Here is a 14,527-nt window from a genome sequence, read left to right on the forward strand (position 1 = left end):
CCGTCGTCCGGCCCGCGCACCCCGTCCCGTCCCGCCCACCCGTCCGACAGTGAGGAACCCACCGTGTCCCTGGCCCTCGGCGAACGCGTCGCCGACAGCATCGCCGATCTGGTCGGCTCCACTCCGCTTCTCCGGTTGCGGCTGGAGGGGGTCGACGAGAGCACGCGGGTGCTGGCCAAGCTGGAGTCCGCCAATCCGTTGTCCAGCATCAAGGACCGGGCCGCCCTGTTCATGCTGCGTGCGGCGCGGGAGCGCGGTGAGCTGCGTCCGGGTGGCACCGTGATCGAGGCGACCTCCGGGAACACCGGTATCGCGCTCGCCGCGCTCGCCACCGCGCAGGGCCACCCCTGTGTGATCGTGCTGCCCGGCAACGCCACGCAGGAACGCGTCCTGGCCCTGCGCATGCTGGGCGCCGAGGTCGAGTTCACCGACCCGGCACTCGGCTTCGCGGGCTGCGTGGACCGCGCCGAACAGCTGCACGCCGGGACGCCGGGCTCCTGGTACGCGAGGCAGCACACCAACGCCGACAACGTGCGGGCCCACTACGAGACCACCGGCCCCGAGATCTGGCGGGACGCCGCGGGCCGCGTCGACTATCTGGTCTGCTCGGTCGGCACCGGCGGCACGCTCACCGGCATCGGCGGCTACCTCAAGGCCCGCAACCCGAACCTCAGGGTCGTCGCGGTCGAGCCGGCCGGCTCGGCGCTGCTGTCCGGGGGTGAGCCGGGGCCGCACCGGATCCCCGGCCTGAACGGCGGCTTCATCAGCCCGGTCACCGATCTCGGCCTCATCGACGAGGTGATCGCCGTGGACGACGCCGACGCGGCGGCCACCACCCGCGCGATCGCCGCGCGCACCGGGCTGCTCGTCGGGATCTCCTCGGGCGCCGCGGTGTACGGCTGTGTGGAGCTGGCCCGCCGTCACGACCTCGCGGGCGCCACCGTCGCGACCGTCCTCCCCGACACCGGAGAGCGCTATCTGAGCTGGTGGCCGGAGGAACCGGCCGATGGGCGGACGGACGCGTGAGAGCCGTCCGGAACTGATGTCAGACCGACCCGACCACCCACCGTGAGGACAGGACCGCATCATGCCGCTCGCCATCGCCGACAGCATCGCCGATCTGGTCGGCTCCACTCCGCTTCTCCGGTTGCGGCTGGAGGGTGTTGACGAGAGCACGCGGGTGCTGGCCAAGCTGGAGTCCGCCAATCCGTTGTCCAGCATCAAGGACCGGGCCGCCCTGTTCATGCTGCGTGCGGCGCGGGAGCGCGGTGAGCTGCGTCCGGGTGGCACCGTGATCGAGGCGACCTCCGGGAACACCGGTATCGCGCTCGCCGCGCTCGCCACCGCGCAGGGCCACCCCTGTGTGATCGTGCTGCCCGACAGTGCCAGCACGGAGCGGACCGCCCTGCTGGAGGCGTTCGGGGCCGAGGCCGTGCGGACACCGCGCGACGCCGGGTACCAGGGTGCGATAGCCAAGGCCGAGGAGATCCACGCGGCGACGCCCGGTTCCTGGTTCTGCCGCCAGCACGAGAACCAGGACAACGTGCGGGCCCACTACGAGACCACCGGCCCGGAGATCTGGGAGGCCACCGGCGGCGTCGACGTCCTGGTGTGCGGCGTGGGCACGGGCGGGACGCTCACCGGCATCGCCCGCCACCTCAAGGAACGCAACCCCGCCGTGCAGATCGTCGCCGTGGAGCCGGAGAACTCGCCGGTCCTGTCGCAGGGCACGGCCGGCCAGCACCGCATCCCCGGCCTCAACGGCGGCTTCGTCGCGGCCACCACCGACGTCTCACTCATCGACCGGGTCATGACCGTCTCCGACGAGGAGGCGCTTCAGACGGCGCGCGCCCTCGCCCGCGGGCAGGGCATCTTCGTCGGGGTCTCCTCGGGCGCCGCCGTGCACGCGTGCGCCCGGCTCGTCGGGAAACCCGAGTACGCGGGCCGGACCGTGGTCACCGTGCTGCCCGACACCGGCGAGCGTTACCTCAGCGTGTGGCAGGACGACCGGACGAAGCCCCGCATCTCATGACGCGCGCACACCGACACCCGTACAGAACCCGTCAAAACACGTACAAAAATCTGTACGGCAACCCGTACGAAAAGAGGAGCGACGACATGCCAGTGATCACTGTCGACTGGTGGCGGGGCAACGACCGCGCAGCCCGCGCCGAGCTGGTGGCCGAACTGACGGAGAGCGCCTCGCGCATCGCGGGCTGCCCCAAGGAGGCCGTGACCGTTCTCGTCCGGGACGTGGCACACGACCACTGGGGCATGGGCGGCACTCTCGCGGACGAACTCGTCGCCCCGCCGCCCGCCCGCCCCCGCCCCTCCGGCACGTGATCCTCCGTCCGGACCCCGTACGCCAGAACCAGGAAGCGAGAACGCCCATGCCGCGCCCCGGCGACCCCCGGCGCCTGCTCGTCATCGAGCCCGGTCCGGCGACGACGGCCAAGGCCACGGCGGCCGGGTTCCGCTCCTGGACGCTCCGGGGCCGCGCGCAGGAACGCCCGGACGCGCTCGCCGCGGCGGTGCGGGACGCGGCGCACCGCCACGGCATCGGCCGCGTTCTGCACCTGGGCGGTGGGCCCGGCCGCGCCGCGGCACTCACCGCCGCCGACGCGGCGGGCCTGTCGATGACAAGTGCCCGGTCCGTGCACCGGCTCACCGAACCGGCCGCGCTCCGGCAGCTCCTGGCGGAGGACGGCCGCTACGTCGCGGCGCCCGGTGAGACGACCGCCCGGGCGGAGCACCGGCCCGTGTACGGAGTGCACACGCTCACCGTGTCCGGCGCCCACCACTTTCTCGCCCTCACCGGCCGGTTCGACGACATCGAGGTCTATCCGGTACCCCTCGGCGTCCGGGCGCAGGGGCAACTGCGCTCCGCCGCCACCGCCGTGCTCGACCTCGCCGACCTGCAGTTCGGGCTCGCCCACGTCCGGCTGGTCCGTTCGCCGGACGGCCCGCGTGTCCTGTCCGTGCAGACGGGTATCGAGGAACACGCCCTCGACCTGCTGCGAGCCGCCGCGGGGTTCGATCCCGAGGTGTGGCTGTTCCGCGCGCTGGCCGGCGAGCAGGTGCCACGGCCCGCACCGCACCGCGCGGCGGCGGCGATCGGTGTCGAACCGCCCGTGCACCAGGCCGTGTTGAGCGATGTCGCGGCCCTGCCCCATGTGCGGACACTCGTCCCGCCGCGCCCCTCGGCGGGGCACGCCGGCCGGGTCGTCGTCGCCGCGCCCTCGCCCACCGGGGCGGAAGAACGGATCGCCGTGGTGCGTGACCTGCTCGCAGGGCGCGACCGGCTCCCGCCCCATGTCCGTCATTGAGCCCCCGTGCCGGGCCGACGCCGGCACCCAGCACCCTGGAGGTGACGCGTGAGCGTCCTCGTCCTGCACCGCTTCCCGCTCGGCCCCTTCCCGTACGACCGCTGGCTCGCGGACCACGACGGCGGGGTCGTGATGATCGCCGCCCGCGACCGCATCGAACAGGGCGGCGAGGCGGTCCCCGAAGGGTTCCTCGGATACCGGCACCTGGAGGTGCTCGACAGCTTCGACGACGACGACCTCGTCACCCGTCGGGCCCTGGACCTGGCCCTGGAGCACGGTGTCACGCATGTCGTCGCCCACCACGAGGCCGACCTGCTCCGGGCCGGGCTGCTGCGCGAGAAGCTGGGCCTGCCCGGTCCGCGCCGCGACGACGCGTTGCCGTTCCGCGACAAGGTGCTGATGAAGCACCGGGCCGTCGGAGCGGGCATCGAGGTCGCCCCGCACACCGTGCCGGCCACCGCCGCCGACGTCCGCGCCTTCGCCGAGATCCACGGCCTCCCCCTGGTGTTCAAGGCGCGCGACGGCTTCGGCTCCGTCGGGCTGCGCGTCGTCCACACCCGGGAGCAGCTCGCCGAGCACGTCGGACGGGAGTTCCCCGACGGTGCCGCACCGCGCGACGACGTGCTCCTGGAGGCGTATGTCCCCGGGCGGATGTGCCACGTGGACGGTCTGGTCGCGGGCGGGCGGACGGTGCTGTCGTGCCCCTCGCAGTACCAGTACGAGCTGGCGTCGTTCCGGACCGACCGGGGGGCGCGCGTCGACCTGATGCTCGACCCGGCGGACCCGGTGAGCGCCCGCGTCGTCGAGCTGACCGACACCCTGCTGAGGGCGCTCGGTGCCCCGGCCGACACCGCGTTCCACGCCGAGGTCTTCCACACCCCGGACGACCGCCTGGTGCTGTGCGAGATCGCGTGCCGTCCGGCCGGCGGCCGGGTCCGTGACGTGCTGAAGGCCGCGTACGACCTGCATCCCGTGGAGTACGCGGCGCGCGCCGAGACCGGCCTCGCCCTGCCCGCGGTGCAAGACCTTCCGGCGGGCGAACGGTTGCGGCCCCGCCGGATGGCCGGACAGGTCCTGATCATGAAGAGGGCCGGTGAGGTACGCGCGGTGCCCGAGCCGCCGAGCGAGCGGCACGTGGAGTTCTACGCCGTCTTCGCCGAGCCGGGAGAGCACCTTGGGCAGGCCGCGATCTCGTCGGACTTCCTGGCCGCGGCGGTGCTGACCGGGCCCACCCGCGCCGTGTGCGAGGAGCGGCTGCGGGCCCTCGGCGAACGCTTCGAGCGGGAGATCGTCGTCGTGTGACGGCCCCTTGGGCCCGCCCCGGTATCGGCAGGGGACCGGATCGGTATTGGCCTGTACCAACATGAGGGGCGTCGACAGCGAGCGCCGTCACCGACGCCGCGCGACACCCCACCGCACAGCTGCACGACCAAGGAGTCACACCATGCTCAAGAAGATCGCCGCAATCATGGGAATCGCGACCACGGTGCTCGCGCTCGGCCTCGGGGGCGCCGCCACGGCGTCGGCGGACGGCGGCGGCTCCCCGGCGCTGTTCAGCAACGGCGGTCCGGCCGCGCCCGCGGCCTGAGAGCCCGTGCACCCGGCCCGGGGGTGCCCGGCCTCGTGAGAGCCGGGCACCGTCACCGTCTCAGGGTGTCCCGCAGGGCATTCCCATGGCGGCGAACAGCTCGTTCGCGGCCGACCGGTTGCGCCGCGCCGACGCCTGGTCCCCGAGCGCGCCCGCGGCCTGCGCCACCCCGTCGTGGGCGCGGGCGAGTTCCACGCGGCACTCGATGGCGCCCGCCCGCTGTGCGGCGCTGCGGTGCAGCTCCAGGGCCCGCGCGTACGCGCCCCCGTGCCGGTGCACCCGGCCGACGATGTTCTCCACTTCGCAGGCCCTGAGCGCCGTGCCCCGGGTCCGCGCCTGGTCCACGGCTCGTTCCGCGTACGCCGCGGAGGTGCGCTGGTGCCCCAGGCGCTGCTCGGCGTCGGCGGCGAGCGCGAGGGTGAGCGCGAAGTCCTCCGGGACCGACGACCCGTCACCGAAGGCCAGCGCCTGGTCGAGGTGCGTCTTCGCCCGCTCGGGATCGCCGAGGCTGAGCAGGGCGACCGCCAGGTCGTTCAGCGCAGGGATCCGGCCGGCCGGTTCACCGTTGGAACTGTGCAGCACGACAGCCCGCTCGGCGGCGTCCACCGCCTCCTCGTACCGGCCGAGGCACGAGCAGACGGTGCTGAGGTTGCACAGCGCGATCCCTTTGCGCAGCGGGTTCTCCTGCATCTCGACGCTGCGGAGCAGCTGTTCCCGGCCCTCGCGCAGCTGCCCGAGGCTGCTGTTCAGCAGCCCGAGCTGGTCGAGGCTGACCGCCTCCCCGTAGAGGTCGCCGGACGACAGCGCGATCTGATGGGCCTCCTCGGCCGAGCGGAGGCCGTCGCGGAACCTGCCGAGTTTCCAGTGCGCGGACGTCAGGTTGGTCAGGCTCGTGCGCAGGCCCGACCCCTCGCCGAGGCGGCGCGCGGAGGCGACCGCGAGTTCGGCGACATGGGCGTACTCGTCGTAGCAGCCGCGCAGGTTCAGATAGAACATGGCGTTGCGCGCGAGCTGCCCGGTCTTCGTGTCCAGGCCCCGCTCGTGCGCCACCGCCACCGCGGACAGCACCGCCTCCTGCTCCTGGCAGAACCAGTCGCCGGCCTGCTCGATGCCGTGCAGCGGCGGCAGCTCGGCCACGGAGGGGGTCTGCGTCGTATGGCCTGCTCGTCCGGGGAACAGGACCGAGCACGCCACCTCGGAGGCGGCCACGTAGTAATCGACGACACGCTGGACCGCGGCGTGGTCCGCCGCTCGGGTGGCCTCGGTGCGCAGGCTCTGCGCGACGCTGCGCACCAGATCGTGCAGGGCGTACCGGCCGAGCGTGTTCTGCCGCACCAGGTGCACGTCGAGCAGCCGCTCCAGGATGTCCTCCGCCTCCAGGGGGCCCGTGCCGAGCAGCGCGGCGCCCGAGTGGACGTCGGCCTCCGTGCCCGGGTGCAACCCGAGCAGCCGGAACGCCTTGCGGTGCGGCTCGTCCATCGCCTGGTACGACAGCTGGATGGTCGCCGCGACGCTGCGCTCGCCCGCGCTCAGCTCGCCCAGGCGCCGGGTCTCGTCACGCAGCCGGTCGACCAGGTGCTGCACGGTCCAGCGCGACCGGTTGCGCAGCCGGGCGCTCGTGATGCGCAGGGCCAGCGGCAGATGGCCGCACAGCTCGGCCAGCTCGGTCACCGCCTCGGGCTCGGCCGCCACGCGCTGCTCGCCGAGCGTCTCCGCGAGGAGTGTCGCGCTGTCGGCGGGCGGCATCTCGCCGAGCGAGATCCACTCGGCGCCGTCGAGATGCACCAGACGCTGGCGGCTCGTGATCAGTACCAGACAGCCGGGCGAGGCCGGCAGCAGAGGCCTGACCTGCGCGGTGTCGGAGGCGTTGTCCAGCAGGAGCAGTACCCGCCGGTTCGTCAGCGTGGCTCGCCACAGCGCCGCCCGGCCGCCCTCGTCCTCGGGGACCCGCTGATCGGGGACGCCGATGGTGCGCAGCAGCATGCCGAGCACGGCGGCCGGCTGCAGCGGCTCCTCGCCCGGCGAGTGCCCGCGCAGGTCGACGTGGAGCCGCCCGTCGGGGTACCGGTCCGCCAGGAGGTGGCCGGCGTGCACCGCGAGGCTGGTCTTGCCGCACCCGCCCATGCCGTCGACGGCCACGATCCGGGTGCCCTCGCAGGACTCGTCCACCCGGGCCAGGAGCAGCTTCAGCTCGTCCTCGCGGCCGGTGAAGTCCGTCAGGTCGTACGGGAGGGTGGACAGCGCGGTGGGCGGCGCGACGCCGGCCGGGGCGCCCCGGGGCTCGGGGGCGGTCAGCTCGTCGCTGTCGTGCAGGATCGCCTCGTACAGCTTGGTCAGGCGCGGCCCCGGATCGGTGCCGAGCTCTTCGATCAGCAGGTCGCGGACCCTGCCGTACTCCTCCAGGGCCTCGGCGGCCCGCCCGGAGCGGTACAGGGCGAGCATCAGCTGGGCACGGAGGGTCTCGTGCAGCGGGTGCGCGGTGATCAGCTCCCGCAGATCGCCGATGAGGTCGGCGGTCTCGCCCTGGTCGAGCCGGAGCTGGAAGAGCTGCTCGGCGGCGGTGATCCGCCGCTCGTCCAGGGCGGTGGTGACAGCGGTGAGCGCGGGGCCGCCGCCGCGGTCCGCAAGGACGGGCCCGCGCCACAGGGCGAGGGCCGCGCGCAGGTGGTCGGCGGCCTCGGTGACGGCACCGGCGGCGAGGTCCTGGCGGGCCTGGGCGGTGAGCCGGGTGAAGCGGCTCAGGTCCAGTTGCTCCTCCTCGACGCAGGCGCGGTACCCGGAACTGTCCGTGACGATCAGGTCGGCCCCGTCCGGGATGCGGCGTCTGAGGTCGGCGACGGCCTTGCGGATCTGGTGGACGGCGGTCGCGGGCGGCTCCTGCTCCCAGACGACCTCGATGAGTCGGCTGACGGGCACCACCCTGCCCGGTTCCAGAAGAAGAGCGACCAGGACCCGCTCCTGGATCGGTCCCCCGAGCCGCAGCCGGTCCTCACCGTCCTGGATCTCCAGGGATCCGAGGATGTTGAAGCGCACGGTTCGCGCCACAGGTCCGGTCATAGCGAGCCCTCCTGCTCAAGTCGTGCAAAACCAGGTCGAGGCTTGCTTCTGCCGAAAATAATCGGTCATCGGTGGTGACCGGTACCGAAGCGGGAGGTGATCGGGAACACCCGGTCGCAGAATTCATGGCGCGAAAGGGCCGCCCAGCCGCTCTCTCCGTGTGGCGCCTGTCACGGTCCGGTCCGCTCCGGTCACCGCGGGGTCCCGGTGTCGGCCGCGCCCGTCGCATCCGCCCCATCGCAACCGAGGAGCTGCCTTGCCGACCGACACCGCCCCGCACCGCCCGGCCCGCAACCTTCGGTATCTGACGGCGGTCGCCGCCGAGGCCGTCGGCAGCGGGCTGTACGTACCGGTCTCGCTGCTCTACTTCCACCATGTCACCGGCATGTCCATGTCGCGAATCGGTGTGGCCATGACCATCGCGGCGCTCCTCGGCCTCGCCGTCAGCCCGCTGGCAGGACCCGTCATCGACCGCTGGGGCGCCCGCACCGCCGTGGTCGGCGGCTTCGTCGTCCGCGCGGTGGGCTTCCTCTCGTACCCGATGACGCACAGCTTCTGGCAGGTGCTGGCCGCCGGCACCCTGGTGGCCGTCGGCGACCGCTCCTTCCAGGCATCGGTGCAGGCCATGGTGGCGGAGCTGGCGCAGGGCGCCGACCGGGACCGGCTGCTCGCCGCGCAGTACAGCCTACGCAACGCGGGCATGGGCGCGGGCGGCCTGCTGGCCGGCGTCGTCCTGGGAGTCGACAGCGACTGGGCGTACCAGTCCGTCGTGATCGGCAGCGGTGTCGGCCTGGCCGTCGCGGCCGTCCTCATCGCCACGCTGCGGATGCCGCCCCGCGCACCGCACGTCCGCCCGGCCGCCCGGCCGCGCGCCGGGTCCGGCTACCGGACGGTGCTGCGCGACCGCCCCTATCTCCAGCTCACCGTGGCCAACATCCCGCTCGCCCTGTGCTATTCGTCGCTGAGCGTGATCCTGCCGGTGTACGTCACCCAGTCCCTCAAGGGCTCACCCTCGACGCCCGGCCTGCTGTTCACCCTCAACACCGTGGTCGTCTCGCTCGCCCAGGTCTTCGTCACCAGGAGGCTCGTCCGTACCCGCAGGACGAGGGCCGCCGCCCTCGGCGGTGTGGTCTTCGCCGCGTCCTTCGTCTCCTTCGCCCTGCTCGACCTGGCAGGCACGGGATGGTGGCTGTACGCGGGCCTGGCCGCGGCGACCCTCACCTACACCTGTGGGGAACTGCTGCACGGCACCACGTCCGGGGCACTCGCCTCCGAAGCCGCGCCCGACGATCTGCGGGGCCGGTACCTGTCCACGTACTTCTTGTCCTGGTCCGTCGCCAAGGCGGCAGCACCGGCGATGTTCACGGCCCTGCTCGCCGAGTCCGCGCCACTCACCTGGGCCTTCCTCGCCGCCGGCGTGCTGCTGGGCAGCCTGGCCCTGCTGCGGGTGGAGCCGAAACTGCCCCACCGGGCCGTCCGCGTCACCTGCGAGCAGAAGCCCGCCGCGAAGGACGCGAGCCTCGCGCAGGCGCAGTGACGAGGTCGGGCCGCCCACGGCATGACAGCGCTCGCGAAGGAGGGGAGGCTGGGAGGAGTGCGGGGGGTGTGCTGAGAGACGAGAGGCCGCTCATGCCGCGAACCATGCGTGCGCTCGTGGCCGGAGCGGTCGGCGAGCCGAACGATGTCCTGCGGCTGGAGTCCCGGCCCGTTCCCGTGCCGGAAGCCGGCCAGGCGTTGATCCGCGTGAAGGCGACTCCGATTCACGCGAGCGATCTGCACGTGCTGCGCGGCCGCTACGGTTTCTCCCCCGAGTTCCCCGCGGTCGGCGGGCACATGGAATGCGTGGGCCGCGTCGAGGCCCTGGGCCCGGACACCGAGGGACCGGGGACCGGCGAGCGTGTGGTGGCCGTCGCCGTCCCGGCGGTACCCGGGCCGCGTCCGACCGGCACCTGGCAGGAATACCTCGTCGCCGACACCCACAGGCTTGTGCCGGTCCCCGACCGGCTGAGCGACTCCAGCGCCTGCCAACTCGCCGTCAACCCGTTGACCGCGCTGCTCCTGCTGACCCGCGAACTCGACGTACAGCCGGGGGAATGGCTGTTGCAGACAGCCGCGGGCTCCACCGTCGGCCGGCTCGTCGTTCAGCTGGCCAGGCATCTGGGTGCGCGCACGATCAATGTGGTGCGGCGGCGCGATGCCGCCCAGGAGATCGAGGCGCTCGGCGGCGACGAGGTCATCTGCACCGAGGACGAGGACCTGCTGCGGCGCGTGGCCGAGATCGCGGGACCGGCCGGCGTGCGCAAGGCCGTGGACTGCGTCGCGGGCCACGTGGGTGCCCAGGTGTCCCAGGCACTGGCTCCGGGAGGAGAGGTCGTGGTCTACGGCGCGCTCTCCACCCATCGGCAGACCGACCCGGCGGCGCTGACGATTCCGCTGCCGGCGCGCTCGCTCATCTACGAGACCAAAGTGGTCCGCGGCTTCTGGCTGAACCGCTGGTTCGGCACCACCTCGCCCGCGGACGCGCTGCGCGCGCTGTCCGAGGTCCGCGCCCTCGTCGTAGACGAAGTGCTGAGCATCCCCGAGGGCCTGCCGTTCCCGCTCGAACGCTTCACCGAAGCCGTCTCGTCCGCCGAAACACCCGCTCATGGCGCCAAACCCCTCTTCGTCTTCGCAGACGGCTCGGACGAGGACGACGAGTAGGCCGGCCACCGCCATCGCCATCGCCATCGCCATCGGGATCGGGATCGGGATCGGCCGTATGGTCCCCCCTGGCAGGGGTGGAGCCGTGATGGAGAGGTCCCGGTGGCGGCGCGCCCAGCGGGTGGACGACGTCCGGCCGGTGGCACTGTCACCGCCGGACGTTCCAGAAGGCGCAGTGGTGGTGGGCCGCGGTGTGTGCCGGGCCGGTGTGGTCGGGGGCCAGGGACTGCACCGCGCCGGGGTGCCAGGGCTGCGGGGCCGCGCCCGGTGAGGGCGCGTCGTTCGGGTCGCCCGTTCGTGCGAAGCGGGACCAGTAGTCGATCATCAAGTCGGCCAGGCGGCGCTGGGCCGGTGTCATGATCCGGCGGCGGCCTCCCATGTCGAACAGGTACGGGAGTTCGCTCGCGTGCGACGGGCCCGCGGTATCAGCCCGGTTCAGCCGACGTTCGGGGAGCCGAGGAACGCCCCGGCCAGCACGGGGACCAGCCACCGTTCGATCTGCTCAGGGGGCTCGGCGGCCAGTTCGGCGCCTATGGGGGCCAACACGAGCCAGTTCAGCAGGCCGGCCGCGCACCGGATGCGGAAGTCCAGCTCCCGCTCGTCGACTCCGGGAGTCTTCGCCGACAGCTGCCGGACGATGTCCCGCCGGGACTGCTGGAACTTCGCTGTCAGCCGGCCCCAGCCCTCAGGGGGGTCGATGCCGACGCGGGCCACCGTCCGCATGACCGCCAGATCCCGTCCACCGGCCTCCAGCGCACGCATCATCGGCCGGGCGAACGCCGCGGCCAGATCCTCGACGCCGGATGCGGTGTCGAGAGAAGCGACCTCGTCGATCTGCGCGTCCAGGTACCGCTCCAGCGCGTTCTCGATCGCCGAATCGCACAGCGCCTTCAGCGACCCGAAGTGGTAGCTGACCGCGGAGACGTTGGCTCCCGCGCGATCCGTGATCTCGCGGAGGGTCACACCCTCCTGGCCGCGTCGCGCGAGCAACTCCTGCGCGGCGGCCAGCAGGCCGTCCCGCGTCCGCTGGCCGGCCTCGCGGCGTTGATCCGTCCGTTCTGTCGCCATGGACGGAACTCAAACAGCTGCTTGATTTTGCTGTCAAGCGGCCGAACGCCCGACAGGCGGCCCACCGGCGACCGCAGAACGCCAGGCGGGCGCCCGCCCCTCAGGTCGTGACACTCACCCGCCATGTAAATCAAACATTCGCTTGACATGTCTCCAGTGCCGTCCATACAGTCAAGCGAGCGTTTGATTGAAAGGCGCCGCGCCCGGCGCGAACCCGTCTCGACGGATCTCGGATCCCGAGAACCAACGCGGAGGAACACGACATGAAGTCGCTCGGATGGAAGACGATCATCGCCACGGCCGCGGTCACGAGCCTGGCCGGTCTCGCCGTTGCCGCCGCACCGACACAGGCCGCGAGCCCCGCCGTCGGCGGCGCGCACGTCCGCACCGCCGGCGGCTCCCGGGCCCACGCGGCCCTGAGCCCTCGCGAACTGGCGGCGCTGCCGCTCACCGGCCGGCACCTGACCCGGCACGAGATAGCCAATCTCGCGGTCGTGCTGAACGCGTACCACGTGGCGGAGGGCAAGAGCCTGGACGTCCCCGCCTTCGTCAACAGCTTCGCCGAGGACGGCGTCTTCAACGACGAGGTCGCCGGCAAGGCCTACCAGGGCAAGGCGCTCGGTGACGTACTGCCCTACATGGCCAACCTCTTCCCCGATGTCCACCGCGACCTCAAGCGCATCACCGTGAACGGCGACGTGGTCAGCATCGAGCTGTCGATCCAGGGCACGTTCGAGGGGCCGCTCCAGACTCCGGCGGGCACCGTCAAGCCGACCGGCGCGAAGGTCGACGCTCCGACCGCCGACTTCTGGTACCTGCGCGACGGCAAGGTGGAGAAGTTCAACTGCTACGTCGGCTACACGAAGATGTACTCCGACATGGGCGTGAACCTCGACTGGGCCTCGGCGGTCGACAAGCACTGAGCCGTTCCCCGGCGGCCCGGCCGGCCGGATGACGCCGGTCGGCTGCCGGGTGCGCGGTGTCCTCGCGGTGTGGGGGTGGTCAGCGGGCGCTGCCGAGGTTGCGGTCGGCGTCGGAGCCCTTGAGCATCAGGGTGGTCTCCTCGATGCGCTGGAAGCGGCCGTCGGGGGAGAGGTCGGCGAACACGTAGACCTCCATGCTCACGGTCGAGCCGTCCTTCTTCGTGATGTGGCAGGTGTGCCGGTCGGCGTACTTGCCGCCGTCGTAGAGCTCCTCGTGCACCTCGACCTCGCCGTCGGCGACGAGCGTGCGCAGATGGGCGATGTGGTCGAGGAACTCGGCCCGGTCGGCCCACTCGCCGTCGGTGCGCTGGCGGTAGTCGGGGGTGAAGTGGCGGTCGGCGGCCTCGGCCAGGGTGATGTCCTCGTTGAGGAGCAGGTCGGTGAGAGCGGCCTTGATGCCGGTGCGGGTCATGAGAGGTCCTCCAAGTGGATTCAGCGGATTCAGCGGATTCAGTGGATTCAGCGGATTCGGAAGAGAGGGATGCGCGGTGGTGCCTGGTGGGCCGGGGCCTCAGGCGCCGGCGTCGGCGAGGGTGTCGTCGAGCCAGTCGTAGATGCGGGCTTGGGACAGGCGCATGGCGCCTGGGTGGCAGTGGGCGCCGGCGCCTTCTTCGGCGGTGAACACCATCAGGGTCTTGGGGCAGGTCAGGTGGTCGAAGAGCTGCTCGGGCTGGCCCTTGAAGAACTCGTCCTCGGCGGCGTCGCAGACGAGGGTGGGGCACTGGATCTTTTCGGCGATGCCGTCGGCGAGGGTGTAGTCGAGGTACGAGGCGTTGAAGGCGCGGGGGGTGTCGACACCCATGACGTACATGCCGTGGTTGATCGCCCACCGCGCGGTCGCGTCGGTGGCCATGATCCGCTCCATCGCGGCGTCGAGTTCGGGGGCGGAGTCGGCGCGCAGGAGGCGTTCGGCTGCCTCGCGGTCGCCGGGGATGTTGCGGACGGACACCTGGCCGAGGTCGTAGACGCCGTCGACGGCTATCAGCGCGGCCAGGCGGTGTTCGAAGGCCGCGGCCCTGGGGGCGAGTACGCCGCCCATGCTGCTGCCGAGGAGTGCGATGCGGCTGTCGTCGACCTCGGGGAGGGTCTCGGCGAAGTCGATCACCGGGGTGATGACGTTCTCCCAGTCGGGGCGGAAGACCAGGCCTTGGTGGTGGCGCGGTCCGGGCTGTCCGGGGCCGTCGAAGACCAGCACGGTGTAGCCACGTTCGACGCCGGCCAGTGCCCCGAAGAAGTGCATCTCCTCCGCGGTGCCGTCGAAGCCGTTGTGCATGATCAGGGTCGGCCGCGGCTCTCCTGAGGTGTCGGCCCGGTAGAGGTAGCCGGGCAGGGTGGTGTCCTCGTACGGAATCTCGACCGGTTCGATGGCCGGGGTGTACAGCGCCGCCGCCGAGCGGAAGCAGGCCACGGAGCGGTCGTAGGCGTGGTCGTGGCGGGGGTCGCAGGGGTTGCCGTGCAGGAAGAACTCCGCCGAGCGGTAGTAGTTCGACGCCCGCAGGAATCCGTCCCGCGCGCTGACCGTGTGGCCGGCGTCCAGGGCCTTCTGCGCTTCGGCGGACACCCGGTCGGCGGTGGCCAGCCACTCCTTGTGCCAGCTGTCGTAGTCGCCTTCGACGATGCGCTCGCTGGTGGAGACGACCTCGCCGAAGTCGGCGCCGCCGTAGGCGATGTGGCTCATCGAGCGCAGGGTCTCGTACCAGAACTGGGTGTTGTTCGGGAACAGCAGCTGCTTCATGTCACTCTCCTCCGCCCCACAAGCACAGATCTGTGCTTGTGGGCCACTGTAGATCCATGAGCGCCGCGAA

Annotated in this window: 14 protein-coding genes; 9 read left to right on the forward strand and 5 right to left on the reverse strand. The window is 72.1% G+C overall.

What is annotated here, in order from left to right:
* Positions 1–63 precede the first annotated feature (63 nt).
* The 6 genes from AQI95_RS01830 (at position 64) to AQI95_RS47105 (ending at position 4,914) form a co-directional block, all read left to right on the forward strand.
* Entirely contained in the window at positions 64–1,026 is a 963-nt protein-coding gene (locus AQI95_RS01830) for a PLP-dependent cysteine synthase family protein (protein ID WP_067116093.1), read from the forward strand.
* Between the two features lie 61 nt (positions 1,027–1,087).
* Positions 1,088–2,032 (forward strand): PLP-dependent cysteine synthase family protein, encoded by a 945-nt coding sequence (locus AQI95_RS01835; protein ID WP_067116096.1) that lies wholly within the window; start codon positions 1,088–1,090, stop codon positions 2,030–2,032.
* Between the two features lie 86 nt (positions 2,033–2,118).
* The gene (locus AQI95_RS01840) at positions 2,119–2,343 is read left to right on the forward strand and encodes a tautomerase family protein (protein WP_067116099.1); all 225 of its coding nucleotides are present in this window, start codon (positions 2,119–2,121) and stop codon (positions 2,341–2,343) included.
* A gap of 47 nt (positions 2,344–2,390) precedes the next feature.
* The gene (locus tag AQI95_RS01845; protein WP_067116102.1) at positions 2,391–3,326 is read left to right on the forward strand and encodes an ATP-grasp domain-containing protein; all 936 of its coding nucleotides are present in this window, start codon (positions 2,391–2,393) and stop codon (positions 3,324–3,326) included.
* Positions 3,327–3,374: 48 nt separating this feature from the next.
* Positions 3,375–4,628 (forward strand): ATP-grasp domain-containing protein, encoded by a 1,254-nt coding sequence (locus AQI95_RS01850; protein ID WP_067116105.1) that lies wholly within the window; start codon positions 3,375–3,377, stop codon positions 4,626–4,628.
* Positions 4,629–4,770: 142 nt separating this feature from the next.
* Positions 4,771–4,914, forward strand: coding sequence for a hypothetical protein (locus AQI95_RS47105; RefSeq protein ID WP_159056443.1), 144 nt, complete (start codon positions 4,771–4,773; stop codon positions 4,912–4,914).
* 60 nt (positions 4,915–4,974) lie between these two features.
* Here the strand turns inward: AQI95_RS47105 and AQI95_RS01855 are convergent, their stop codons facing one another.
* Positions 4,975–7,971 carry an AfsR/SARP family transcriptional regulator gene (locus tag AQI95_RS01855; RefSeq protein WP_067116108.1) on the reverse strand — a complete coding sequence of 999 codons (2,997 nt, stop codon included), beginning with the start codon at positions 7,969–7,971 and terminating at the stop codon, positions 4,975–4,977.
* Between the two features lie 256 nt (positions 7,972–8,227).
* Here AQI95_RS01855 and AQI95_RS01860 point away from each other — a divergent pair, with 256 nt between their 5' ends.
* Both AQI95_RS01860 and AQI95_RS01865 read left to right on the forward strand, forming a co-directional pair.
* Complete coding sequence (locus tag AQI95_RS01860; protein ID WP_067116110.1) at positions 8,228–9,508, forward strand: MFS transporter; 1,281 nt, start codon at positions 8,228–8,230, stop codon at positions 9,506–9,508.
* Between the two features lie 104 nt (positions 9,509–9,612).
* Positions 9,613–10,671 (forward strand): zinc-dependent alcohol dehydrogenase family protein, encoded by a 1,059-nt coding sequence (locus AQI95_RS01865; RefSeq protein WP_067116993.1) that lies wholly within the window; start codon positions 9,613–9,615, stop codon positions 10,669–10,671.
* Between the two features lie 148 nt (positions 10,672–10,819).
* Here AQI95_RS01865 and AQI95_RS01870 read toward each other — a convergent pair whose 3' ends face one another.
* Entirely contained in the window at positions 10,820–11,161 is a 342-nt protein-coding gene (locus AQI95_RS01870) for a carboxylesterase family protein (RefSeq protein WP_107121521.1), read from the reverse strand.
* Complete coding sequence (locus AQI95_RS01875; protein WP_079070985.1) at positions 11,107–11,739, reverse strand: TetR/AcrR family transcriptional regulator; 633 nt, start codon at positions 11,737–11,739, stop codon at positions 11,107–11,109. Before AQI95_RS01875 ends, AQI95_RS01870 begins: the two co-directional genes overlap by 55 nt.
* A gap of 263 nt (positions 11,740–12,002) precedes the next feature.
* Between AQI95_RS01875 and AQI95_RS01880 the strand changes: the two genes are divergently transcribed.
* Complete coding sequence (locus tag AQI95_RS01880; RefSeq protein ID WP_067116116.1) at positions 12,003–12,662, forward strand: nuclear transport factor 2 family protein; 660 nt, start codon at positions 12,003–12,005, stop codon at positions 12,660–12,662.
* 79 nt (positions 12,663–12,741) lie between these two features.
* Here the strand turns inward: AQI95_RS01880 and AQI95_RS01885 are convergent, their stop codons facing one another.
* The gene (locus AQI95_RS01885) at positions 12,742–13,134 is read right to left on the reverse strand and encodes a nuclear transport factor 2 family protein (protein WP_067116120.1); all 393 of its coding nucleotides are present in this window, start codon (positions 13,132–13,134) and stop codon (positions 12,742–12,744) included.
* Between the two features lie 99 nt (positions 13,135–13,233).
* A complete protein-coding gene (locus tag AQI95_RS01890; RefSeq protein WP_067116123.1) occupies positions 13,234–14,457 on the reverse strand; it encodes an alpha/beta hydrolase family protein in 1,224 nt (407 codons plus the stop codon).
* Between the last annotated feature and the right edge of the window lie 70 nt (positions 14,458–14,527).

Source organism: Streptomyces yokosukanensis (assembly GCF_001514035.1).
Taxonomy (GTDB): domain Bacteria; phylum Actinomycetota; class Actinomycetes; order Streptomycetales; family Streptomycetaceae; genus Streptomyces; species Streptomyces yokosukanensis.